Annotated in this window: 21 protein-coding genes; 2 read left to right on the top strand and 19 right to left on the bottom strand. The window is 59.1% G+C overall.

Going from position 1 to position 23,916, the window contains the following annotated elements; genetic code table 11:
* Positions 1 to 5: 5 nt before the first annotated feature.
* Positions 6 to 1,241: a cytosine deaminase gene (gene codA, locus AB4N98_RS03365; protein ID WP_017526744.1), complete on the top strand. Its 1,236-nt coding sequence runs from the start codon at positions 6 to 8 to the stop codon at positions 1,239 to 1,241.
* Positions 1,242 to 1,250: 9 nt separating this feature from the next.
* Here codA and AB4N98_RS03370 read toward each other — a convergent pair whose 3' ends face one another.
* The 5 genes from AB4N98_RS03370 to AB4N98_RS03390 all read right to left on the bottom strand — a co-directional run bounded on the left by AB4N98_RS03370 (position 1,251) and on the right by AB4N98_RS03390 (position 8,329).
* Positions 1,251 to 3,401: a lipase family protein gene (locus AB4N98_RS03370; RefSeq protein ID WP_217856068.1), complete on the bottom strand. Its 2,151-nt coding sequence runs from the start codon at positions 3,399 to 3,401 to the stop codon at positions 1,251 to 1,253.
* 13 nt (positions 3,402 to 3,414) lie between these two features.
* Positions 3,415 to 4,194: a hypothetical protein gene (locus AB4N98_RS03375; RefSeq protein ID WP_217856066.1), complete on the bottom strand. Its 780-nt coding sequence runs from the start codon at positions 4,192 to 4,194 to the stop codon at positions 3,415 to 3,417.
* Entirely contained in the window at positions 4,187 to 5,023 is an 837-nt protein-coding gene (locus tag AB4N98_RS03380) for a DUF4123 domain-containing protein (protein WP_065876532.1), read from the bottom strand. Before AB4N98_RS03380 ends, AB4N98_RS03375 begins: the two co-directional genes overlap by 8 nt.
* On the bottom strand, positions 5,023 to 7,041 hold the full coding sequence (gene tssI, locus AB4N98_RS03385; RefSeq protein WP_065876531.1) for a type VI secretion system tip protein TssI/VgrG: 2,019 nt from the start codon (positions 7,039 to 7,041) through the stop codon (positions 5,023 to 5,025). Before tssI ends, AB4N98_RS03380 begins: the two co-directional genes overlap by 1 nt.
* 307 nt (positions 7,042 to 7,348) lie before the next feature.
* Entirely contained in the window at positions 7,349 to 8,329 is a 981-nt protein-coding gene (locus AB4N98_RS03390) for a diaminopimelate epimerase (protein WP_137220465.1), read from the bottom strand.
* A 349-nt stretch (positions 8,330 to 8,678) separates the two neighbouring features.
* On the opposite strand from AB4N98_RS03390, the gene AB4N98_RS03395 reads away from it, so the two are divergent.
* On the top strand, positions 8,679 to 9,830 hold the full coding sequence (locus tag AB4N98_RS03395) for an MFS transporter (protein ID WP_017526738.1): 1,152 nt from the start codon (positions 8,679 to 8,681) through the stop codon (positions 9,828 to 9,830).
* A 9-nt stretch (positions 9,831 to 9,839) separates the two neighbouring features.
* Here AB4N98_RS03395 and AB4N98_RS03400 read toward each other — a convergent pair whose 3' ends face one another.
* From AB4N98_RS03400 to AB4N98_RS03465, 14 genes are all read right to left on the bottom strand, one after another.
* Positions 9,840 to 10,757: a type III secretion protein gene (locus tag AB4N98_RS03400; RefSeq protein WP_460149256.1), complete on the bottom strand. Its 918-nt coding sequence runs from the start codon at positions 10,755 to 10,757 to the stop codon at positions 9,840 to 9,842.
* 190 nt (positions 10,758 to 10,947) lie between these two features.
* Positions 10,948 to 11,250 carry a hypothetical protein gene (locus AB4N98_RS03405; protein WP_065876529.1) on the bottom strand — a complete coding sequence of 101 codons (303 nt, stop codon included), beginning with the start codon at positions 11,248 to 11,250 and terminating at the stop codon, positions 10,948 to 10,950.
* A gap of 140 nt (positions 11,251 to 11,390) precedes the next feature.
* Positions 11,391 to 12,392, bottom strand: coding sequence for a type III secretion effector protein (locus AB4N98_RS03410; RefSeq protein ID WP_116079848.1), 1,002 nt, complete (start codon positions 12,390 to 12,392; stop codon positions 11,391 to 11,393).
* A gap of 163 nt (positions 12,393 to 12,555) precedes the next feature.
* Complete coding sequence (locus AB4N98_RS03415) at positions 12,556 to 14,961, bottom strand: TonB-dependent siderophore receptor (protein ID WP_267864579.1); 2,406 nt, start codon at positions 14,959 to 14,961, stop codon at positions 12,556 to 12,558.
* Between the two features lie 97 nt (positions 14,962 to 15,058).
* Positions 15,059 to 16,012, bottom strand: a complete 954-nt coding sequence (locus AB4N98_RS03420) for a FecR family protein (RefSeq protein WP_460149257.1) — start codon at positions 16,010 to 16,012, stop codon at positions 15,059 to 15,061.
* Positions 16,013 to 16,041: 29 nt separating this feature from the next.
* Positions 16,042 to 16,542: a sigma-70 family RNA polymerase sigma factor gene (locus AB4N98_RS03425; protein ID WP_065876526.1), complete on the bottom strand. Its 501-nt coding sequence runs from the start codon at positions 16,540 to 16,542 to the stop codon at positions 16,042 to 16,044.
* A gap of 91 nt (positions 16,543 to 16,633) precedes the next feature.
* Positions 16,634 to 17,269, bottom strand: coding sequence for a CGNR zinc finger domain-containing protein (locus AB4N98_RS03430; protein ID WP_017526731.1), 636 nt, complete (start codon positions 17,267 to 17,269; stop codon positions 16,634 to 16,636).
* A gap of 51 nt (positions 17,270 to 17,320) precedes the next feature.
* Positions 17,321 to 18,529: an MFS transporter gene (locus AB4N98_RS03435; protein WP_017526730.1), complete on the bottom strand. Its 1,209-nt coding sequence runs from the start codon at positions 18,527 to 18,529 to the stop codon at positions 17,321 to 17,323.
* Entirely contained in the window at positions 18,526 to 19,299 is a 774-nt protein-coding gene (locus AB4N98_RS03440) for a class I SAM-dependent methyltransferase (protein WP_065876525.1), read from the bottom strand. Before AB4N98_RS03440 ends, AB4N98_RS03435 begins: the two co-directional genes overlap by 4 nt.
* Positions 19,300 to 19,306: 7 nt before the next feature.
* Positions 19,307 to 20,443 (bottom strand): Rossmann-fold NAD(P)-binding domain-containing protein, encoded by a 1,137-nt coding sequence (locus AB4N98_RS03445; protein ID WP_065876524.1) that lies wholly within the window; start codon positions 20,441 to 20,443, stop codon positions 19,307 to 19,309.
* Positions 20,440 to 21,165, bottom strand: a complete 726-nt coding sequence (locus tag AB4N98_RS03450) for an SDR family NAD(P)-dependent oxidoreductase (protein WP_017526727.1) — start codon at positions 21,163 to 21,165, stop codon at positions 20,440 to 20,442. The genes AB4N98_RS03445 and AB4N98_RS03450 overlap by 4 nt, the downstream gene beginning before the upstream one ends.
* A 10-nt stretch (positions 21,166 to 21,175) precedes the next feature.
* Positions 21,176 to 21,904 (bottom strand): sulfotransferase-like domain-containing protein, encoded by a 729-nt coding sequence (locus AB4N98_RS03455; protein ID WP_026067171.1) that lies wholly within the window; start codon positions 21,902 to 21,904, stop codon positions 21,176 to 21,178.
* Positions 21,901 to 23,124 (bottom strand): transaldolase family protein, encoded by a 1,224-nt coding sequence (locus tag AB4N98_RS03460; RefSeq protein WP_217856060.1) that lies wholly within the window; start codon positions 23,122 to 23,124, stop codon positions 21,901 to 21,903. The genes AB4N98_RS03455 and AB4N98_RS03460 overlap by 4 nt, the downstream gene beginning before the upstream one ends.
* A 25-nt stretch (positions 23,125 to 23,149) precedes the next feature.
* Entirely contained in the window at positions 23,150 to 23,839 is a 690-nt protein-coding gene (locus AB4N98_RS03465) for an HAD family hydrolase (RefSeq protein WP_068931623.1), read from the bottom strand.
* Positions 23,840 to 23,916: the final 77 nt, after the last annotated feature.

A 23,916-nucleotide genomic window follows, 5' to 3' on the forward strand; every position in this document is an offset into this window, starting at 1 on the left:
TGCCCATGCACATCATCAACGCCCGCCTGCGCAACCATGAAGGCCTGCATGATCTGCACCTGGAAAACGGCCGGATCGCCAGCATCACGCCACAAACCAGGGCGCCGATTTTAACCGCCGATGATGTGGACGCGGCCGGCAATCTGGTGATCCCGCCATTCGTCGAACCGCATATCCACCTCGATGCCACGCTCACCGCCGGCGAACCGCGCTGGAACATGAGCGGCACACTGTTCGAAGGGATCGAGTGCTGGGGCGAACGCAAAGCCACCATCACCCAGCAAGACACCAAGACCCGCGCCAAGCAGACCATCCAGGCGCTTGCCGCCCACGGCATCCAACATGTACGCACGCATGTCGACGTCACCGACCCGGACCTTACGGCGCTCAAAGCCATGCTGCAAGTGCGTGAAGAAAGCACGCACCTGATCGACCTGCAAATCGTCGCGTTTCCCCAGGAAGGCATCGAGTCGTTCCACCATGGCCGCGAACTGATGGAAGAAGCCATTCGCCTGGGCGCCGACGTGATTGGTGGCATCCCTCACTTTGAATACACTCGCGACCAAGGCGTGAGTTCGGTGAAGTTCCTGATGGACCTGGCCGAACGCACCGGTTGCTTGGTGGACGTGCATTGCGACGAAACCGACGACCCGCACTCGCGCTTCCTCGAGGTGCTGGCCGAAGAGGCCCGAAGCCGCGACATGGGCGCCCTTGTCACCGCCAGCCACACCACGGCCATGGGTTCTTACGACAATGCTTATTGCGCCAAACTGTTCCGCCTGCTGGGACATTCCGGCATCAGCTTCGTGTCGTGCCCGACCGAAAGCATCCACCTGCAAGGCCGTTTCGACAGCTTCCCGAAACGCCGTGGCGTGACCCGCGTCAACGAGCTGCTCGAAGCCGGCATGAATGTTTGCTTCGGCCAGGACTCCATCGTCGATCCCTGGTACCCCCTGGGCAACGGCAACATCCTGCGGGTGCTCGAAGCCGGTTTACACATTTGCCATATGCTCGGCTACCGCAACCTGCAAAGCGCCCTCGACCTGGTGACCGATAACAGCGCCAAGGCGATGGCCCTGGGTGATCGTTATGGCCTGGAACCCGGACGGCCAGCCAATTTGCTGATCCTCTCGGCGCACAGCGACTACGAGGTGATTCGCAGCCAGGGCCTGCCGCTATACTCGATTCGCAACGGCAAAGTACTGATGAAACGCCAGCCGGCCCAGGTTGAGTTTATGTAACCACCGTGATCAGACGATGGAGTCGATATCCAACGTTTGTGCCCTGCCCCGATCGCTATCCGTCACGGGCGGAATGCTGGCGATTGGGGACAGTGCTCGGTTTTCACGATGGCTGAACCAACGCATGAGGCTCGGTTGCAAGTGCGCGGCGTGAGCATGGCTGCCGTAGACATCGCGCGCCCCAAGACGACGCCACCGCAGGCTTTGCAGGCGCTGGCGACTGAGGTGCAGGCGTTCGATTTCGGCATTCAACGGCTCATGATGTTCATAAGCCCGGTCATTGGCCGGTCGATGCCGAGTCAATTCTCGCCGCTTGTCTTGCAGTTGCTTGCGCATGGTCGCGAGGGCATGGTCGAGCAACTCAAACTCTCTTTCGGTCACCAGCGGGACGTTGCTGTCCAGGGTCTGTTGCCAGCGCCGCAATGTGGCCCAGGCAGCCGGGATGTAGCTGGCGGTCATGAAGTGCTGCTTGTATTGCACCAACTGCCTGATCAACCCGTCGCGCTCAGGCATATCGCCGCGCGCATGCAACGCCCGATTACGACCGGCCTCTTCAATGGACTCACATCCGGGCCTCCACAACACCGATGAATGCGTGCCATCCGGCAGCATGATCGGCATGAAATGCTGTTGTTCACCATGGTGTTGGTAGGGGTTGCCGCCGAAACGCACCAGGCCGGCGGCGAACAACAGGCCTCCGGCGGCGGGAGCGCTGAATAACGTGACGGCGCCAGGGATCCAGAGCTTGGCGGTGGTGTTCATCCAGGGCGCCGGGACGCTGGGAACGGGGTCGTTGTGGTTGACGATACGGTGGTGGACCAGAGCGGATGCGCCGACAGTGAATTCGGAGTCGGCGGCACGCGGGGCGCCGTAGGTGTAGAGGAGGATGTTGTAGTTGGCCTCCGGTATTCTGCGCAGACCTTCTGCCAACAGCAACGCAATGGCACCGCCGAGGCTGTGGCCACAGATGACTATTCGTTGGGCTGTGTAAAATTGGTTGAGGTATCGCAGCACAAAATCACGCATCGCCCGATAAGCCTGATAGAACCCCTCGTGAGCCTTACCGACGCCTTCGGTAAAAGGTGTCTGATGAGCGTTGGCATCGCGCAATCCGTCGCTTGGGCTGGCAGTACCACGCACGGCTATCAGGATGACCTCATCGTGGTGAGTAATGAACGCCTGGGTGTCGGTACCGTCTTTTTCGTCATCAAAGAAGTGCAGGCGCGAAGGGTATTCCTGTTGTTCCTCAAGCTCTGGACGATTTTGTGGATACAACTCGGGATCGAAGGGCAAAATTTCAAAACGCCTGGAGTAAGGAACGTCTTCGTAGAGCGGATAAAAACGCTGAGTTTGTTCAGGATCAATCCGCCAGGCCTCGTCGTACCCCGAAAGCTGTTCGGCAAAGAGATTTCCAACGCTCGGGCCCAGTGGAAAATGAACTTTATCCAAAGGCTTCTCTGGTGGCTCCTGGCCGAAATTGCAGTAACTCAATGCTGCGAATAATGCCAAATGATACAAGTTCAAGGCGCAGAATTTGTCTTCAGTGGAAAGTAGCGGACGTAACGAACGCAGCGGCCGTACTTCCAGAGCGGTGTGGTTGTTGGGGAATAAGACGATGCCCGATAACGTTGACTGGGGTGGGCCGAAGCCCAGGTCGGCCAGCATTTTCAGGGCATGCCGTGGGGGCTGGTGAGTCCGGGGCGCGATGGGAGGCAAGTGTGCGACATGCCTGACCAGATCGCGTACTTCGACCTGATAGAACCGATTGGCCTGCTGTCGAGCGGGATTACTTTCAACGCGCCGACCATCCGCCGCAGCAAATCGAGTTCTTTCTGCGCGATACTGAAGTTCTGTAATAGGAAGCTTATAAGTGGAGCGCGTCATTAAGTACTCATAGGGTTGCGCCGTCCCTGAATAAAGATCGTCAAAAACCAGAACCACCGGGCCACAGTAACTATCCGTTAGTTTGGCAAAGCCGTCCCCATTCAAGCGTCCTTTATAGTGTTGCCCAACACTGTCGTAGAGGGTGTACGGCAGCCCCCCATATGAAGAGCCTGCTCCGAACTCATCAACCAAACAAAAACTGATCCAATGCCCTCGCAACGAGCAGGCAGGTTTTATATCACTGAAAAAAGGTTGCTTCCGTGCGTCAAGCTTCATGAATTTCTCCTTTTTACTTGCAGGATGGATAAACCTCGCAGGTGCGACCATCCGGCATTTTTATAGGTTTAAAGTCGGTGACATTACCGTTGCAGAAAGCGTACGGGTCTTCGAAGCTTTTCCCTTTGCAGCGCTTCCAACCATCCGGAACGGCTACCCAGTTATCGTCGATAGCGGGCGCCTCCTCATCAATTACCCTCAGCGCCATCCTGAGGGTTTTCCCCGCTAGCTGATCTCGTTGCGCCAAACCACCAATGGGTGTTTTTTGCAGTTGGCCCAAGGCGTCCAGCGAATTGCATTTAAGAAGTTTTATGATTGCCTGCTTGGGCCCCACCGTCCGAAATAACCACTGACACTGCCCAGGCAACTGCTGAACACCTGAATCTGGCATTTCCGATGAATGGATATCGGAGCGATCCAAAATTGCGATACTGCCCAGATCCCCGTCAAGATCTGAATCGCGACTCCCCCACTTCGCATATACATCGAACTCCACCCCTCGCAATACCAACGGGCATCCATTGACAGTTTCCGTCAGCGGCAGTTGATAACTCAGCCGATGGGCCACTGGTGTGTAATCGGTAAAAAATACCTTGCGCTCAGGCCTCTTGCCTCGACGCTGTGGCAAGGTGCACGTTTCCCCGGTCGCTGGTCGGTAATTGGCGGCAGTTTTGAGTTTAAAATTCGCCGGCAAATCCACCTCCAGCGTGAAGCTGTCAACCGGCCGCCCCACGCACCCAAAAAGCCCGGTGATACCCAGTGCAAACAGCACGCCTAAAACTTGTCTATTCATCCTTGTTCTCCATCAAACACCACTGCCGCACCACTCGTTCGAAATGATCTTCGGGGGTTTCGCCAACCTTTGGCTGCCAGCAAATCACACTGCTGCGCGTAGCCTCTTCCAACCTGCGTACGACTAAAAATTCCAATTGTTCGGGCCGGGTCCATTGCCAGGCGCGAGCCTGTTCCAACACGTGGGTCAACCAGACTTTGGGGTCTTGAGACTCGACCAGCACAACCAGGTCTTCACTGTGTTCAGCCAGCAGGTAGCGCAGGATATTGGCGTGCAGAATGGCGCCGGCGTTTGGGTTGGGCGTGTTCAGCCAAGGGGCGGGATCGGGCACCGGGTACTCGTCTGGAGCGGGATTATCGGCAGTGTGCCAGCGGTCTTCGTGCCAGTAGCACACGCTGAGCAATGGGCCGAGGAAGGCCGGCCGATGCTCCAATGGCAAATAAGCCACTGCACGTGCCAGCGTGCGATTGTCGTGAAAGCGGTACAGCGACTGGTTACCTGGCGACCCGAGCAGCATCCGGTTACGCCAGTGGCGAGTCACGGCCGTCAAGTCAGCGGTTGGCAGGCTGCCCAGCCAGCCCCAATTCGTTTCCGGCTGCGTTAACAGATCACGCAGCGCCGCTTCGTTCACCTGATCCAGCAGCAGGATCACCGGGCCCGCCATGACCATTTCCGCCAGCGGCGTTTGCGCGTAAACGTTGCAATACCCTGATAACTCGCGGGTGGCCATCATGGGTTGGCGTGCCGCGTTATCGCCCTCAAGCACCAGGCACAGCCAGCGTCCCGCCTGTTGTTGTTGGGCCATCCATTGGTTTGGAAGGTTGTTCATCAGGCTACCCTTTCACTGAGCTCGCACAGCCCTTCGCGGCAGCGCTCACAAACAGGGCAGAAGTCCGCGCCCAGTTGCCTGGCCAAGGTCATGATGGCGCCTTGTGCGGCGGCGACTTTCGGCCCCTCGACCGCCGATGGAACACTTGTTGATGAGGTTGCACACGGCGCACCGCCGAGGGTGATAGGGCGACTGCAAAAAATACCCCCCGCCTGGATAACCAGGTGCTCTCCACCGGCCATGAAGCTCAGTTGTGCGCCTGCGTCGATCACCAGCCGGGCACCGGCCTTGAGGTGAATCTGCTGGCCGGCTTCAACTTCCACGGTCTGCCCCACATACGTACGGCTGTCGCCCTGCACATCCAGGTGATCGTTAGCCCGCAGAACCACCGTGCGATCTCCGCTGACATGGCGATGCTCGTCGTTTTCCAGGTGAACCGTGCTCAAGCCGCGAATGATTTCCCGCCGCGCCCCCGCCACCTCCAGGCGGCTGTCATGGCCCACCTGTTGTTCCAAGTCTCGTTGGGCCCTCAAGTAGATGAGCTCTTCACCGTGGCGGTCTTCCAGGTACAACTCATTGCAACCATCGCCGCCCAAGGTGCTGCGGCTACGCAGGACGCTGCGGGTCTTGTGCTGCGGCAAGGGGTAGGTGGGAAGATGCGAGGCATTGGGTAGGCATCCGTTGATCAACGGTTGGTCCGGGTCGCCTTCCAGGAATGTCACCAACACTTCCATGCCCACCCGCGGGATCACCGTTGCGCCAAACCCGTCACCAGCCCAACTGGACGCCACCCGTATCCAGCAACTGCTTTTGTCATCGGACTTGTCCAGCCGGTCCCAGTGAAAGCGCACCTTGACCCGGCCATACGCGTCGCAATGCACCTCTTCACCGGCAGGCCCGGTTACCGTTGCGGTCTGGCTGCCATTGATGGTCGGCTTGGGGTGGTTGAGGGGCGGTCGATAGGTCGCGCGCCAGGGTGTCGCCTTGAAGCGATTGCGATACCCCTGGAACCCTTCAACCTCACCTGTCGCCTCCTCCAGCACCTGGGGCTGATACCCCTCGTGACGTACCGAGGTAATCAACCACAGGTCATTGCAGGATGGGTCCGGGTGATCGCGCAATTCCAGGAAATGCCCGCTGCGCAGCGCCGGGAGATCGCTTCTGCCCAATGCTCGATGGCGGTCGCTCTGATGGCGCTCGAGCCCCCTGCGAGCCAGGCGCCCGCCCCTTGCACGGCCCTTGAAACCTGCGGGGTAGTGGTAGTCTTCAAGAGGCTGTATCGAAGCGTCGCCTGCCGTGTCCTGCAAGCGCAGGGAAGGATGCTCGAAATCATGATCGCGTCGCACCGTTTGCCGGCTGCGCGTGGCCAGGCGCACATCGAAACGCTGGATAACCTGCGTTTCGGCCGCCGGCCCTCCGACAGGTGAGTAACGCTGCAAGGGCAAGCGGCGAAATACGGTCTGGTCATCGCCAAACACCAGTACATGCGCGTCGTCGCTGTGGCGGAAGTGGTAATGAATACCCTCCTCCGCGCACAGCCGTTGGATGAAATGCAGATCGGTTTCCGCGTATTGCACGCAAAACGTACGCGGCGGATAAACCACCGGGCCTAGTTCGAACACGTAGGCGTCGGCCAGGATGCCGTGGTGTTCAAGGACTGCCGCGATGATCTGGGGCACGCTGCGTTGCTGGAAAATCCGCTGGTCACGCCGATGAGCCAGGTTGGCCAGGCGCGGTGCCAGCGTCAGGCGATACCGGGTGAGTCGGCGCCCGGGGTCATCGCGGCCGATCGCGTAAACCTGCCCGTGCAGCCCCTCTGCCCCTTCGCCAAAATCGAGATAGGCGGGTTGATGAAGCAGTGCTTCCAGGTCCAGGCTGGGGTTCTCACTGAGCACCTGCACCTGAATGAAAAACGGTTGATCGATGACCTCGTGGCCTTTAAACGCAAGCACCTGAAAGTCTGTCTCTATTCCTGGAACGATAAAGTTGAAACGTGACGAAACAAACGCGTTAACCATCCGTTGTTACCCGCCATCTTTTTTATTGCTGAATTGAAATACTTCCCCTCGGCCATACAGCGAATGAATGACCGAGAAAAAGCACCTGAGCGCACTGAAGCTTAGCGATTTCAGGTAAAAATCGGCCGCTTAAAAATAAAAAAGAAGTTTCGTACAACGGAGATAGAAGTATCTTTTACAAAATAATAAAACGAGGCATTAACTAATTTTTAAATATAAGAAATACCCTACAAAAACTTACAACTAAATATCTAACTCATTACGAAACAGCTGACACCCAGCCAAGGTATCAGCCGCACATAAAACCTCATGCCTGACGGCGGGCAGTCCCGAACAGACTGACGTTTAGCAATGTGCCGGCCTGCGTATGCAAGCGCACCGGCGCGGTGCCACCTGGCATCACCACCGCAACTTCGCCGCCCTCGACCCAGCCCGCACGCCACGCTGCAACAGCCACTGCGCTGGCGCTGGTTCCGGAAGACGCGGTAGGCCCCTCTCCCCGTTCGAACACGCGTGCGACAACCCGGTTACCGGATTGCCTGGCGGCCCACTGCAAATTGATCCCGGCTGCACAAGGTTGGCCGGCTCCCGCCGGAGGCGCAAAGGCAATCGCCCGCAGTGGTTCGAACAGGGTTGGCTGGTGCATCTGCAGGTTCTCCGGCAATGCTGAAAGCTGTTCGACCAAGGTGACACAGTGAGGATTACCCACCCGCACAAACTGGCTGTGAGCCCAGTGCGGATTGATCGCCGCCAGCGCATTCACACGGTTCAGTTCGGTGCCGCCCAGAAAGGCTGGATCAACCCCTTGCGCGCCCACGGCAGACGGCCCGAACGCGGGCAAACCCAGGTCCAGCCAGAACCCGTCGACCTGCTCATATACCGCCGGTTCAACCCGAGTCGCCACCGGCGATGCCGCGTCGGCCTTGTCATGATGGACCCGCAGTTCACAGGCTGCAGTCATCAAACCCTGGTCGGTGAGCGCCTGGGCAAAAATCGTCAAACCGTTACCGCTGCGCTCGGCCAGGGTGCCGTCGGTGTTGACGATCAACAGGTCAAACGGCGGCTCGGTCTGAAAAGGCCCGACCAACAAACCATCACAGCGATGCACCTTGGCGCCGACCGGGCGCACCCCCCAACCGCATTCGGAGGCAATGGCCGACTCGGCCCACACGCTGCGGGCAGCTGCGGCCAGAGAAGCACTTTCGGGCACCTTGATGCCTCGGCTCCTTAGAAAGACTGGGCTGACCACCCCATAAATGTTGCCTCGTGCGTCATAGAACAGGGTCATGGCGCTGCCCGCCTGAAAACTTTCATCGGTTCGTCCGTTCGGTTGCCTACATGCTGGCCAAGCAGCGTATTACACAACGCGGTTTTTTTGTGAAGCGGCCTGGAAGGTGGCAATCCACCGTAAGACCCCCGGGGTTCACCGACTCTCGCGGGGATTACGCACCTTCCAGAACGCCTCCTGCGAACTCGACCACCTCTATGTGATGCTCAAGGCCAATCGCGTTCCCGGTTTGTACAAATAAAATTCATCGACAGTCATCCCAAGGGAACCCTGGCTCGCTCGCCAAGGCCTGATGTGCAAGGATGTCGCGCCGGACATCGTTCGTAGAACGCAAAACCAAGGACTTTTCATGACTGCCATTCCCACCTCAGCGCCTGTGGTTCCCGGGCGGCTGGAGCAAATGTCGACGCGTATCGCATTTTTCATCGCCGGCTTCGGCATTGCTGCCTGGGCCCCGCTGGTGCCGTATGCCAAAGCGCGTGCGCAACTGAATGAGGGCACGCTGGGCCTGCTGCTGTTGTGCCTGGGTGTAGGTTCGATCATCGCGATGCCCGCGGCAGGCGCATTGGCCTCACGTTACGGCTGCCGGCGTGTACTGACCGCCGGTACGATCATGATCTGCCTGGCCTTGCCGATGCTGGCGACGGTCAGTTCGGTTCCGTTGCTGATCGCCAGCTTGTTCCTGTTCGGCGCGGGCCTGGGCACGGTGGACTCCACAGTGAACTTGCAGGCGGTGATCGTTGAACGGGCCAGCGGCAAGACCATGATGTCGGGCTTCCACGGGTTGTTCAGCCTGGGCGGTATTGTCGGCGCGGCAGGGGTTGCCGGGTTGCTGGGGCTGGGCATGTCACCGTTGCAGGCAACCTTCGTCGTGATCATCGTCATGGCCGTTGCGCTGCTCAAGGCCGGGCCGCATTTGCTGCCCTACGGCAGTGAAAGTTCGGGCCCGGCGTTTGCGATTCCCCATGGCGTGGTGCTGTTTATAGGGTGCCTGTGTTTCATCGTGTTTTTGGCCGAAGGGGCGGTGTTGGACTGGAGCGCGGTGTTCCTCAGTGCCGAACGCGGGCTTGATGAGGCCTACGCAGGCCTCGGTTATGCGGCTTTTGCACTGACCATGACCGCAGGAAGGCTGACCGGTGACGCCATCGTGCGGCGCCTTGGCGCGACTCGGGTGATCGTGATCGGCGGTGCACTGGCAACTGCCGGCTTGTTACTGGCGACCTTGTTACCAGCGTGGGAAACCGCGCTGCTGGGTTATGCACTGGTTGGCGCCGGCTGCTCGAATATCGTGCCGGTGCTCTACACCGCCGTCGGCAAGCAAACCGTCATGCCGGAACATATTGCAGTGCCCGCCATCACCACCTTGGGGTATGCCGGAATTCTCGCAGGCCCCGCGGTGATCGGCTTTGTCGCCCACGGTAGCAGCCTGAGCACGGCCTTCGTACTGATCGCAGTGTTGCTGGCGGGTGTGGCCATCAGTGGCAAAATCCTCAGGGTGTAAGCCTGGCCATCAGCGCGCCTTGTGAGCCTCGTCCTGCTCCAGCCAGCGGTCGAGGCTTTTGTTGCTGAGCCAGCCGTCCTTTTGCGGTGGACCAAACAATCGACCCGCATTTGCACGCTCCAGTGCGGGGAGTAAACCGGGGCGCTCAAGAATGTTCTTTGCCGTGTAGACGCAGAACTCGCTGTATTTGGGCCTGGGCATACCGGTGGACGGGTCCAGCACCGGGGCGCCCTCTCGGTCAACAGCATAAGGGTCCTGCATGACGGCCTTGAGCGCGGCAATTTCGACGTACTGATGATGCTCGAAGAGAAACGTCCGATCGTGTGCCTTGTCTCTCAATTGCTCAAACTGACCTTGCAGCGCGTGGACCACCTGGGCGTTGCTGCTGGCATGAAACGGATCCTGGCTGAAAACGTTTGGCGAGCTGTTGCCCTGCAGGGCTCGGGCCGCGGCCCTGAGACTGTCCCGTGTGATATCACCGTCGCGGCTCACGATTGCATCGTTGAGCCGCGGACGCTTGAGAATTTCGCAGACCACTTGGATCGTTCGACCCAGCGCTTCACTTTCACCCGTAGGTGCGGCGGTAATCCGTTGTAATGACGACTGGGTCAAACGCCCGTCGTTCAGGAACGGGTGCAGCAGGCCAAAGGCTTTTTCAAGGGCCGTGGTCAATTGGTTGTCGGTGGACGTTGCACCCGGCGGGGAAAGATTGGCCCGCTCAGCAGGCAAGTTCTGCAACGCCCGGTGGTGCAGCACCGACAAGGTCCCGCGCAGCAGCCGCGGCCTGCGTGGTTCGAAGGCCGGGCGCTCAGGGCCGTCGTCGAGCCAGGTTTCAGTGGCGGTGACCGGTGCTGGCGCCGTGGGTCGTAACGCTGGCCCGTCGAGGGCCAGGGGTCGAACGTGAGGTAATGCACCCTCGATTGTCATGGGTTTCTCTCCAACTTTTCCGATACATACCTGCCCGATGATCGCCACCGCGGCGGCCAAAAAAATCGAATGGACTCCACCCAGGCAAGCCCCTCATAAGTGGTTGGGTGGGGACGCCGGTTCCAGATGATCGACGGATACCCATGACAGCATGTAAAAACGTGGCGAGCAGGTCAGGTGGCTGCCACTGTCAGCGACGCCACCAGGCCGTGAGGCTGCTGATCAGCCCGGTGTGTTTGGGTGGCCGCCCATCGTCACTTGCCATGTGTTCAATGGCGAGCATGGCCCGGGAAAAGTCATCCGCGACAGGTGCCTGGAATTTGCGTTGGCCCTCGAAGGTCTTCATTCGTCGGGCTTCGACGGCATGCACATTCGACACGATCGGTAGCTCCTGTTCAGCACGGTCAATGGTGGACACAACCGGTTCGGCAATGTGGGCACCGCGAAAGCATTCATGGCAGCCGTGCTGGGAATGAAACGAGGTTGAAGTCATTGCTTGGCCCTCACTCGGGATCTGGAACGCGACCGACTGATCAAAGCCGATGGATATCACCTATGTGGCGAACCGGCGTAAGCAGTTCCTGACACAACAAAGGCAGGCGCCGCCCTGGGGTTGCGGCGCCTGGGTTGCGGTCAGCGAGACAGCAACAGAAGCGCTTTGCGGCTGATTCGACCGTCATTATCACGCCCCGCGAGGTTGTCCATGGTTTTCAAGACATCACCGCGTCTGAGGATTTCCCGGGCCAACTGGATCAGGTGACTCTTGGGCGAGTCGCCCGTCAGGCTCTGGCCCGCCAGCGCTCGCAGATCGCTGAGTTTCAGGTCTCGCCCCCACCCCCTGCCCTTCAAGGCATCGAAATGTTCAAGCATCTCCTGGGCCAGTTGCTTGTCTGAGTTGTATTTGAAGAAGTTCGTGTCGCTGATGACCATGCCCAGTTTTTGCCGGTTGATCAGGCCATCCAACGCCCCCGTGGAGCGATGCCGGTCGATGGCATCCACCAGCTCCGGGCGCCGCAGCAACTCTTTGGCCAAGCGGATGTTCTGATTCATGACGGGGTCATGTGACCAGCCTTTTTTGGCCATTTCGCGAATGCTGTTGACGCTGACATAACCGGCGTTCCCGCGATCCTTGAAGGCGTCGAAGTTGTCCAGCAACTGCTGGGCCAACTGCTCTCTGCTCTTGTTTGCGTACCCAGGATCAATGCCGTACGAGGGCGACGGGTAAGGCCTGCCGCCAACCGGATGTGGCCTGGCGGGGGCGCAATCACCCGGCATCGGCCTGGGTGGCGCACTGCCGCAACCCGGATGCACAGGCGGGCGCTGCCCACCCCACCATTGGCTCATCCAATGGCTGAATTGATGCATAACGCTCGTCGGCGCAGGAGTGCCGTGGGGATGTGCGCTGTGACCGGCATGGCCGTGATGCAGTGCCGGCGCTGGATGCCTGCCGAATACCGGGCCGCTCGGATTTGCCAGGGGGGAGAAGTTGACGTTTGCGGCGTGTTGACCATTGAAGGACAACGTGGACAACCCAGGACGGCTGGCTTTGGCCTCGGGCTGTGCAGTGGCGTTGGCCTGCACACGCTCAGGGGGCAAGGGGTTGGATACAGGTGTATCGAGAGACGATACCGACATGGCTTTCTCCATTACAGTGGGCGCGATTTTCAGCTACCCCTGTGTGGCGTTTGTGTCGGAATCGGTTCCTGATCCCACGCTGATACGCGGTGTGGGGCTGTAGGAAACAGGCAAAAAAAATCGCAGCCCGTTGTGGCGCTGCGATTTTCCCAAGGGTTATAGGTCAGAAGCCTACGCTGGCCTGTACAAAGAACGTACGAGGCTCGCCCAGGTACAACCCGGCGTTGTTGTCGCTGGAACGGGTGTAGTGCTGCTGGTCAAATAGGTTTTTCACCCCTACCCCAACCTTCAGATTCGATAGCTGCTGGCCAAAGTCATAGCCACTGCGCACGTTGACGGAGACATACCCCTGGATATCACCGAACTGGCCGTCCGCCGTGCCTTGGGTGACGTAGGTGCTGGTGGTGCCCGGCGCCCGCTGGCCGGATTGGGCGTATACATCCAGGTTATGGGTCCAATGATTGACGTGGTAGCGCACGCCCAGGGTCGCCACTTCACGGGAATACAGCGGCAGGTCGCGGCCTTTAAATGGCACATCGCCTTCGGCCGTGGCCTTGGTATAGGTGAAGCCGGCATTGGTGGTCAGGCCGTCGAGGCGTGGGTCCAGGTTCGACAAATCATAGTGTGCCGACGCTTCGATACCGGTGTGCTTGGTGGCACCGAGGTTGGTCCAGCCCACGTCGTTGCTGACGTATTGCAGCTCATCCGAGAAGTCGATGTAGAAGAAGGTCAGTTCACCGCCCCACACGCTGTCGTTATAGCGGGTGCCGACCTCGTAGGTCTTGGCTTTTTCCGGGTTCAGGCCGTTGGCGGTCTGGTCGCCGGTGCCGCCCTGCCCCAACTGGAAGTATTGCAGGCTGCCAAACGAGGTCTCGTAGTTGGCGAACAGTTTCCAGGCGTCGGACAGGTGATACATGACGCTCAAGGCCGGCAACGGTTCGTTGTTGTGAATCTCGCGGTGTTTTTCCTGGGTACGGGTGCCGTTCAAGGCGACCACGGGGCGGTCGTGCCATTCGGTGCGAATATCTTCGAAGCGGATGCCGGGGGTGATGGTCCACTTGCCGATGTCCACTTTGTTATCGATATAGAACGCGTTGGCCTCGGTGCCGCCCGTGCGATCCTGATACACATGGCCGTCGCTCTGACCGCCTGGTGTCGGCACGTTGTTGACCAGGTTCAGGCTGGTGGCCTGCTCGTGCATGCCTTCTTTGAGGTAGCGATAACCGACGCTGACTTCCTGGGTGCTGGGGCCTACGTCAAATACATGGGACACGCGCGGCTCGATGCCGAAGGTGTAATAGGTACGCGGGTAGGAGCCGAGGGTTTTGCCGTCGCGGTTGGCGATGTTGCTGCCACGGAAGCTGTCGGAGTAATAGGTCAGCACTTCAGCCTGGGTCCGGTCGTCGATCTGGCGGATGTACTTGAAGGACACGTCTTTGCGGCGGCCGCTGAAGTTGTCCCAGTCGCGCACCGATTGGTACGGGTTGGCGTCGAACTGCCGCTGTGTCAAGCCACCCGGCATGTCGGCGCTGGCGTCGTAGTAGTGCACGTTCAGCGAAAAATCGTCTTGATCGGTCGGCGCCCAGTGGGTCTTGAAGATCACGTCGTCTATATCGTTGGCGTTGTTGCTGTTGCGGTAGCCATTGCCATTGACCCCGGAGTACAGCAGCGCCACGCCGATGCCGTTGTCTGCGGTGCCACCGATAAAGGCGTTGTCGACATGCTTCCAGCCACCGTGGGCGGAGGTTTGCAGCGTGGTGCCGACTTCACCGGAAAATTTCTCGGGGATCGCGCGAGTGACGAAGTTGATCACACCCCCGACGTTTTGTGGCCCGTAACGCACGGAACCGGCTCCACGCACCACGTCGATGCTGTCCAGGTTGCCCGCGGAAATCGGCGCCATCGACAGTTGCGGTTGGCCATACGGCGCAAACGCAGCCGGCACGCCGTCGATCAATACGGTTGAGCGTGGCGACAAGCGAGACGTCAGCCCGCGTACACCGACATTGAGCGAAATATCGCTGCCACCGGTACCGTTGGACTCTTGCACCTGCACGCCAGGCACGCGGCGCAGCACGTCGCCGACGTTCATCGCGCCCTGCTCCACCATGGCTTCGCGGCGGATCACCGTGCGTGCGCCGGGGTGGTTCTGCACCAGCTCGGCGTTGGCATCGCCGAGCCAGTCGCCCACCACTTTGATATCGGTGGCCCCCAACTCCAGGGGCGAGCCGACGTCACCGCTGCCACTGCTCAGTGGGCGCAAGGTCACGGAGCCGGCGTCGATCTGGTAGTCCAGGCCACTGCCTTGCAGCAATTGGTGCAAGGCTTGTTCGGGTGAAAGATTGCCGTCTACCGCAGGCGCCTGTTTGCCCGCAACCATGTCCGGGCTGAAGAACACTTGCAGGGATGTCTGTTGGCCCAGTTGGCTCAGTGCCGCGCCGAGGGGTTGGGCCTGGATATGGATAACGTCGCCAGCAAAGGCGCAAGGCATCGCGGCACTGACCGCAAGGGCCAGGGCCAGCGGGACCCAGCAAGCGATTTTATTGTTGTGAACGGCAGTTTTTTTCACGTTGAGCCTAGTCCTGTGAGCGCAAAAGTAAGCGGCTGTTAATGCAAACCAGTTGCAGTTGCAGGAGAAGACGAAGAGCTCGGAAAAAACCTGAATGTCAGCGTGAAATTATTTCCTGGCTGCCATCCGGCAGTGCTCGCACCGCGACAGGCAGGATGTGCGGCAAGGCCTTGAGCAAGGCGTCGGTGTCGTTGGCCTTGAATACGCTGGTTAACCGCAGGTTGCCCACGCCAGGCGTACTGACCCGCAGGGGTTGCTCGCGATAACGCGACACCTCACGCACCACGTCCGCCAGCCTTGCGTTGGTGAACACCAGCTTGCCGCTACGCCAGGCTGTCAGTTCCTCGGTATTTACCGTGTAGGCCCCCGCCACCAAGCCTTTTGCGTCCACTTGCGTGCCCAGGCCCGCCGTCAGTGTGACCACGTCGTTTGGCGAACGGCCCTGTACCTTCACCGTACCCGTTTCGACCGCCACGCGGGTCTGGTCTTCATCGCGGCGCACATCGAAGCGTGTGCCGGTCACGGTTACCTGTCCGGTCCCGGCGGCGACCACAAAAGGTCGGCTGGTGTCATGTTCGACGCTGAACAGCGCTTCGCCCTGTTTGAGTTCCACAGTGCGCCGGGCTTTTTCGTAATGCACCGTGACCACGCTGCGACTGTTCAAATCCATCACCGAGCCATCGGGCAACGCCACCTGGCGATGCTCGCCCAGGCGCGTGCTGAATTCGGCGCTGTACGGCTTGGGGTGTTCGAGCCCGCTGAACAGGCCCAACCCCAGCGCCACGGCAACTAAGCTGGCCGCGACGGCATAACGCAACGCCGCACGGCGTTTGGGGCGCTCGGCCGGGGCTTCGCACAACGCCTGCAAACGGGCCTTAGGCAGCAGGTCAGCGGCACGCCACATGCCTTGCAACACGTCGAACTCGTATTGGTTCTGGGGCTGCTCCGCACGCCAGGCGTCGAAGCGCTGGCGCTCGTCGGGGCTCAGCTCGCCCTCTTGCAGGCGTACAAACCACTGCGCGGCTTCGTCGCGGGCACGGCTATCCATCATGGAAGGTCCTGTTTCAGAGCGAGCTTGGGTCATGGGGCCATCGCGTCCAAGCGATCACGCAGATGCCGCAGGGTGCGGATCATATACTTTTCCACCATATTCTTGGACAAACCCAGGCGTTCGGCGATTTCCTGCTGAGTGAGGCCCTCGATTTTCTGCCAGATAAACACCTTGCGACAGGTGAGCGGCAACTCGGCCAACGCCCTTTCAACGGAGTCTGCCAGTTGGATCGCATGCATGAACTGCTCGGGGTCGCCACTATTAAGCGGGCTCTGGTCAAGGGCCTCCAGCGCAATTGCCTCGCGCCGGTCTTCGCGGCGGTAGGCGTCCACCGCGATATTTCGCGCGGTCTGGTGCAGATAGGCGCGCGGTTGCACCACTTCGGTGGAGGCGGACTCGAGCACCCGCACGAAGGTGTCATGGGCAATGTCTTCGGCCTGCTGGCGGTTTTTCAGGCGGCGCGTCCAGGTCCCGATCAACTCTTCGTAGTGCTCGAAAAAGCCTGTTCTGCGGGGCGGCTGGGGGATCATTGCGGGAGGCACCGGGGAGGCGGGCGTGAATAGTAATGCTTCCTATTAAGTGGGGCAATTGCTACCCGTCGAGCCCGACCCGGTGATGTAACTACAACGCCTGTTTAAGGCGACTCAACTTCTCCCGGCTACCACACACACTCATCTGGCACCATTTGCGCAGCTTGTTCTTGGAGCTATCGAGGAAGATCCAATCGCAGTCGGTGGCGGTGCAGATCTTGAGTTCGCGAAGGTCGCCCGACACCAGCAATTGCGTCGCATCGATTGCCAGGCGCCCGATCAGCAGGGCCGTCAGTTCCTGGGCATTGGTACAAGGTTTCCATGCCCAGGCCGGCATGCCGTTCACCGAGTGCAGCACGCGCCAGGTGACGCCTTGCTGGAAGGTCAGGTTGATCTGCTGCAAGACCTCAGCGGGCGCGGCCTGGCCCAGGGACAACGGATGAAACACCGCGTACAGGCATTCCCTGAACGCAATCACGGCATCCAGGTCCGGCTGGTACGAGATGGGCGAGTCAAACACCATTGAGCTGTAGGCATCGAACTCCTGGGCAGAGACCAGCGAGGCATGCTGGGCCCATTCAAAGAAGAACTGAAAGCTGGTGAGGCGTTCTTCCATCACCTTGAGTGCAGTGCCAGGGCGCCGGCCATTGGTGGTATTGATAAAGTCCAATACCCGGGCCCCGCCAACCAAACGAATCGATTTTGCAGTGCCGGTGAAATGCGTCATGCCTGCTCCTGAAAAACGCGGTAATGCTGCGATGACGCACATTACCTTGTTTTACGCACGTGCAGACACTGGCGGCCTACCCAACATGAACACCATCATGCATTGCACGAACAGCAACAGGGCAACCACCCAGTACACGCTGGAGAACGAACCGGTCAGGTCCTTGGAGAGCCCACCCAGAAAGTTGCCGCACACCCCGCCCAAGCCAATCAATACGTTGGCGATACCAAAGGCCTGGGTCAGACGGCTGACCGGTACGATCTGGCCGATATAGCTGGGGACCAGCCCGAAGATGGGATAGAACGCCAGGGCAAACAAAAACGCTGCCACGTAGAACAAAGGGAGGCTGTTGCAACCGAACACCACTGCGGCGGCCAGGCCGGCGCTTAAAAAACACATCGCCAGCGACGCCCGCACCCCGACCTTGTCGGCAATCCACCCCACCAGAAAGCCCGAGGCCATGCCCACCGCGCCAATGGTGGTCCAGATAAAACCGGCGTCCTGCACCGACACCCCCAATTCATCACGCAGGTACGGCGCCAGGTAGGTCTGGAATGGCAACAACGCCATGCCATTGAGAAAGGCGATGGCCCAGGTCAGGTACAACGAGCGGCTCAGCCAGGGCGTGCGGTTGTCCAAGGTTACCGAGCCCTCCCGCGACGGACCGCCCGTTCCCATCGTGCGCAACAAGTACCAGGCCAGCGCACACAGGCCCAGCGATATCAGGCCCGCCGTCAGCCAGATAGAACGCCAGCCGCCCTGCAAGGTCAGGAACGACACAAGCAAGCCGTTAATAAACACGCCGTAGCTGGTGCCACTGGAAATCAGCCCCATGACACGCGAGCGATTACCGGGGCTGAAGCCCTTGGCCACGATCTCCGCCAGCGGGATGTACACCGAGGCAGAACAGCCCCCGAGCAAAATCAACAGCGCACCGGACAGCCAGACATTATTGCTGACGCTCAGACCCAGCAGCGCGAGGGACGTGATCAGCGTCGACACCAGGCTGATTTTCCAGCCCTCGACATAACGGCTGATCACGCTGGTCACCGATGAAAACAACAGGAAGCCGATCTGCGCGCCACCGGTGATCAGGCCTACGGTGGTGTAGCCAAAACCGATGTCGCGGCGCATATCCACCACGAGATTGGCGAACAGGTAAACGCCAAAGCCGTAGGTGCTGGCCACGAAACCGGTCAACACCACCGCCAGCACCACACTGTCCACTGGGCGGGCGCTGCTCTGGGGCAGAGTGGTCATGCCGTTTTCCTCGCCGTGTGGATGACAAAATCACACTGCATCATGTCGTAGTCAGGCTGAAAATCACCGTAACTGCGATGCTCCGAAAACCCCGACGCAAGCACCTCGGTCTTTAACTCGCCCGGCAACAGCGGATACACCTGCAGCCGGTATTCTTCTGCGTTATCAAAGGAGTAGATGAACTCACACAGATCGGCATGCACCTCGCCCAAACTGACCGACGCATGCGTGCCGCAATAATAGTAATTACCGCTGGATTTGAATTGACCGGCCCGTATGGCGAAGAAGTTGCGTTGGTCGACAACCAACAAGCCACCCGGCTTGAGCAATGCCCTGAACTTTTCCAGCACATTGCGCCGGGCTTGGGCCTCAAACACATGGCACAGCGAGCTGCCCAGGCAAACCACCGCATCGAACTGCCCCAGTTCTTGCGGATCCAGGGAAAGCCAGTCTCGGTAATGGGATTGGATCTGCAACCCATGCATTCTGAAATTCGCCCGAGCCTTGGTCAGCATCGTGCTGCTGCCATCCGTGGCGACCACATCCAAGCCCGCCCGTTTAAGCTGCACCGCATGAAAACCACTGCCCGTGGAGACGTCGATCACCGACTTCACGCCGTGCCCCTTGAGCAAGTCCTCAAAGAAACCGTTCTCCCCGGCCTTTCTTTTTTCCCAGTCGATCAAATCATCCCAGCGCTCCACGAAACTCTTGGAATATTGCGCGGAGTAACTGGCGACTGCGTTGTGCTTGTGGCGAGATAACTGACTCATTACACACCTACCAGGTTGAATGCTGAAAAGACTGGTACTTGCTCGCCAACTCGTGGGCGAACTCGGCTGACTGCTCGATGGACATGGTTTTTTTGGAGTACCCGAGCATCGCCTGCATCACCGCCATGCAGTGCGGGTTGAACGTGACCGAACCATCGCAATGGATCTCGTCGATGCCATCGTGGCTCTGGCAGATGCTATTGATGCGCACGGCCTCATCCTGCGGGCAGGCGTCAGAGAACTGCACCTTGATCTGCCCGTTGTGCAGCCACACCGGATAGCCGCCCGGAAGCCCCAGCGGGCCGGGCGCATGCACCAGCACAGGCGTGGCTGAGCACAACCCTTCGATCACCGTGACGGCCGAGCACGCGGTGAGGAACTGCCCATCGACCCCACCCAAGCGGCGGAAGTCGGTTTTGACCGTGGAGAAAATCGCCTCGGCCGGCAGGCGTGCCGCCTCCGGGCGGCCTCGCTGCTCATACAACAAGCGATAACTGGCACGCGGCGGCAAACCACCGCGCGGTACGTAATGGCTGAAATAGTGCTGGGCATACAGCTGCACCTGCACATCGGCAGGCGCACACTCCAATCGCCGTGCAATGGCAAAACGTACTGCAGGAATCAGGTTAGCCACGTTGCCCACGCCGATATCCGGCGCCAGGCCGAGCCTGGCCAGAATCGGATTGACCGCATCCGGGAATGCCGCGTTGATTGTCGTGGTCACGATGCCGGAGGCTTTCACTGCCTGCATCACGTACTGCATCAACGTGAGGTGCATGGGCAGCCAAGGGCCGAACTGGGCCTGATCGAGCTGCTCGAACACGCGCTTGGGCAAGCCGGTGATGACCCGCCAGGACTGCAATGACGCGCAGTTGACCAGCATATCCGGCGCCTCTTCACGCAGGATCCGCGTCACCTTGTTCACATCCGTCAGGTCGGCGATCACCGGTTTGATCGCAATGTCGTGCCCCAATTGCGCACACGACAGCGCCACCAGGTTGCACAGGCGCAGGGTCGATTCCTCGTTGCGCCCCAGCACCACGAATTCGAAGGCATTTTTGGGCCCGAGGATCTTCAGGATTTGCAGGCACAGGTTGCCCGCGCCCACCAGCAGCAGTTTTTTCTTGGGGGTCTGCGGGTTCATCGTGGGTAGGCTCCGTTGTCCACCGGGATAACCCTGCCGCTGATATGGCGCATGGCATCGCCCACCAACAACAAAATCACCTCGGCGACGCCGCCCGGCAGGATGGGGTCCTTGAGAATCTCCTGGCGCGCATATTCGTTGCGCCGGTAGGCGGGGATGGTGTCGTAGATGGCGGTGTCGTGGATCAGCGCGGGCGACACCGCGTTCACCCGCACGAACGGCGCAAAATTCCAGGCATTGGCTTTGGTCAGGCCGATCACCGCCGCCTTGGTGGCCCCGTACAACGCATCGCAACTGCCCACTTCGCCGGCGACCGAGGCGATATTGACGATACTGCGCGCCGCTTCGTGGCGCATTTCCCGCTCGGCAAAGTCTTTGGAGAGATAGACCAGCGCCTTGAGGTTTACATTGAGGATCTCGTCAACTTCGTCATCAGAGTAGTGATAGACACTTTTGCCGTGATAAATCCCGGCATTATTGACCAAGCCATAAATAGTGTCGTGGCGTTCGTACAGCGCTGGAATAAAACCTTTGATCACCGCGCTATCCGAAAAGTCGGCGACGTGTGTCTCTAATACTTGCGAGCCGTGAATACGTTGCAAGGCATTTAGCCCTTCGCCGTCCTTGTCGACGCCAATGACGAAATAACCTTGTTGAATGGCCTTTTCCAAGGTCGCCCGCCCAATTCCATTGGCCGCCCCGGTAATAATCAACTTTTTCATAAAACAATCCTTATCGACAAAATGCATTCATGCGCGCGTAAAAGGGGCGATGGTATTCGTACAGGTCTTTAAGTTTGGGAGAGCGTTCGAGCATATCCATATCCACCTGTTGTGGATCCGAGCAAACAATGCGCTCGCTGTTTTCCGCCGCCACATGCCAACGCCTCCAGGTTTTCCATTGTGGCGGGCACTCACGCTTCCACGTCATGGCATGGGGCAGGAACTCTATGTGCAAGTAGTCGCACAATGAGCGAATTATTCGCTCGGGCTCGGCGGCAAGATCATCGGCGTTAATCACATAAGGCACGTTGCCCGTGAGTTCGGTCACGACACAAAAGATCTCGTATAAGGCTTTATGCCCAATGGCTTGCAACGGCATATCGGGGTGAACCCGATAATGGGAAACAATGCTGCTGGCCGGTTCACGGATAATAAAAATATTGTGTTGTTGCGCCAGGAACTCGCGATCAACTTTCAGATCATCCAGGCAGTGGTAGCACATGTCTTTGTGGAACACATTGCCACGCCCTTTAGCCTCAAGCAGTTGCGCTTTGATGCCCTGATATGTGGTGGGCGCGCTGTGGTCCCACTCATCCGACGGGATCGCCGACGCCTCGGAAAACGCCATGTGCGCGAAGGGTTCGTGAAACACTTCGAAATCCCCGCGCTCAATAAACACCCGCTCCAATACCGTGGAGCGTGAGCGCGGGTGTGCCCATAACCCGACCATTTTGTTCATGCCAACACCCCGTATTCGGCGGCCAGGACGGCATTGAGCGAGCGGCTGAACGGCTTTGCCACGGGGCACAGGCGCACGCAGTAATCGATCAGACGCCGGTGCGCGCTGTTGGCTTCGTTGCAGGCGTTGATAAACGCTTCGTGGTTGCCGAAGTCGTAGGGGTCGATGCCGTCGCGCCAATAGGCTTCGCAGAAGTACGGAATACGGATGAGTTTTGCCAACGTCTCGGGCGGCGCCTGCCAGGGTTCGCTGGCGGGGACCACGGGTTTGCCGTGGCTTTCACGTTCGATCAGAAACTCCACCACATCCGGGGTCAGCGTGTAGCAGGTGGCTGTCAGCCCGGTTTTTTCCAGGTGCCAGCAGTGCTTGTGACCACGCGCGTCGACATCGACCTTGATGCTGGAAAGCAGGGTCTTGACCGGCACTTTCGACGCAGCCACCAAGGTTTGTATCTGCTGGTAAATCAACAGTTCGGCCCACCGCAGCTCCTCCGGCCCCAGCACCAGGCCGCGTTCCGCGGCCTGCAACGTGAACTCAGGCTGACAGGCGAAACGCCCGATCATAAAGGTGATCACGTACTTGCAACGGCGGGTGTCGATACCCTGGCTATGCGCCATGGCGATGCCCCGTTCTATCGCCTGGAGACCGGCCTGGAACTGCGAGACGGTAAAGCAGAACGTGACGTTGACAGAAACGCCCTGGGCCACCAGTTGCTCGACCGTCGCGACTCCCTCCAGGCTGCCGGGTACTTTGACCATGACATTCGCGGCCAGGCGATGCAGTTCCAAGCCACGGGTGGTCATGCGCTCGCTGCAGCGCACGTCCGAGGGGTCGACCTGCGCACTGATCCAGCCGTCGGCCTGAGCTGAATGCACCCACAGCGGTGTGAGTGCCGCAGCCCCTTCGAGGATCACCTCGTTGTAGAGCTTTTTGCGCAACTCGGCAGGCGTCAGGCTGGCCAGGCTGAAGCGCGAGGACCAGTATTCGCGCTTATCCAGGAGCGCCGCCGTCACCAACCGAGGGTTGGTGGTGACGCTGCTGAACCCTCTGGGCTGCGAAATATCATCCGGCATCAATTGCTCGATATGCGCCAGTGCGGCCGGGTATTTATCCAACAAATGTTTTTTATAAGGCGCGTAGATCACCGGCGATGAATCCCACCACACCTCGGAACATTGATCGTTATGTTTAAGCCGTTCCAGATAACCCTGTGTGCCCACAATGCGTGCTCCTTGAGTGGGTGGATCAAATAATAGTCAGTAGTTCACGCATATCGGCAAACGGTAACGCCCCCGCCTCGGCCAACTTCGCATGCCGATGCACCGGGCCAAAACCCAGGACTTTTATATTGGCCGCGCGCGCGGCTTGAATACCGGTCACACTGTCTTCAATCACCCGCGCATCGGCGACCGCCACGTTGTAAGTTGCACAGGCGGTTAAAAACACTAACGGGTCGGGCTTCCAACGTCCCAATTCATAACAACTGAATATTCGCCCTTCGAAATAAGGAAGCAGCCCCACCAGTTGCAAACAATGTTCTATCTTCTTGCGCGGCGCGCTGGAGGCGACACAGTAGGGAATCGTCAGTTGCTCCAATACCTCCAGGATGCCATCGGTCGCTTTCAACTCAAGCGTCAAAGCGGCCAATGCCTGCGCCCGAAAATCTTCTTCGAACTCACGACTCAAACCAATATTCAATAACTGCTCGGCTTCACGTAAACACTCGGCAATCCTGCGCCCACGGAAGTGTTCAATAAAATACGCACTTTCCAGTGTCTTGCCGTCATGCACGTGAGCATTAAGCAGGGAGATCAATACAGACAGGGTGATTTCTTCACTTTGAACGAGTACGCCGTCGCAATCGAAGATCACTAACTTAGGCAACCGTGTTGCCCCCTGCTCTGGTAGTTCCCCTATAACTGCCGATAAACACATAGGCATCTCTTATAGGTGACTCCGCATGACTTCCGAACTACCAGCGGAGCGGGTTGAGGTGTGCCTATAAGACACGC

The organism is Pseudomonas sp. S3_E10 (genome assembly GCF_054667615.1).